General features: G+C 49.1%; 1 protein-coding gene and 1 pseudogene. Both read right to left on the bottom strand.

What is annotated here, in order from left to right; all coding sequences use genetic code 11:
* A pseudogene (locus ACTHUE_RS19495) lies at window positions 1–131 on the bottom strand (Mur ligase family protein); the annotation flags it as partial.
* Between the two features lie 26 nt (window positions 132–157).
* The coding region (locus tag ACTHUE_RS19490) for a penicillin-binding transpeptidase domain-containing protein (protein ID WP_440424224.1) at window positions 158–910 on the bottom strand (753 nt) is incomplete at its 5' end.

The raw sequence follows: 910 nt of genomic DNA, 5'->3' as shown, positions 1-910 counted from the left end.
CCCTGACAGGCAACGAAAATGTCACCCTGTTTAATTTGTCGGCTGTCTGAATGCAACAAACGCCCTGCTGCGTTTTCACACAGCAGAGGCGGAAAGTTGGTTTCAGCCAAGGGGGTTAACTTGCTGAACATAAACAATATCTCTTTGATTGTTTGGATTATGACGGTACTTTGACGGTAGCGGTATTACTTAAAGGCTTGGTCGGGGAAACACCCAAGATGTTCAAGCTTCCGCTCATGACTTCTTTGAATACGGGACCGGCAACCACGCCGCCGTAATAGCCGTTGGCAGTCGGTTCGTCAATGGTAACGGCCACAATAACGCGTGGATTTTTAGCCGGAGCAAAACCGATGAACGTACCGACGTGTTTGTTGTCCACATAGCGGCCATTAACCAGTTTACGCGCCGTACCGGTTTTCGCACCTACATCGAAACCATCAACAGCACCGGCAGTACCGGTACCGCCGGCTTCAGTAACGGAAACCATCAACTCGCGCACTTTTTTCGCAGTAGAGGCTTTGATGACGCGCTTGCCTTTAGGTGCAACCGCTTGTTTTTCAAAGCTGACCGGCAACAATTCGCCGTCATGGGTCAAGACAGTATAGGCACGAGCCAATTGCAACAGGCTTAATTGCAGGCCATAACCGAAAGACATGGTTGCCTGTTCGATTTTTTGCCATCTGCGCCAGCTTCTCAACAAACCTGCAGTCTCGCCAGGAAAGCCTGAATGCATGCGCACGCCCACACCTAAATCATGATAGAAATCGTACATTTCTTTAGGCGTAAACATGGCAGAAAGTTTACTGGTACCGACGTTGGAAGATTTTTGCATAATGCCGCGCACATCCAAAGTAGGATAAACGTGGGTATCTTGTACGGTAGCCGGACCGATTTTGTAAGGCAGGGTATT

Source organism: Neisseria sp. P0021.S005, assembly GCF_051956955.1.
This window is presented reverse-complemented; position numbering and strand designations above follow the sequence as displayed.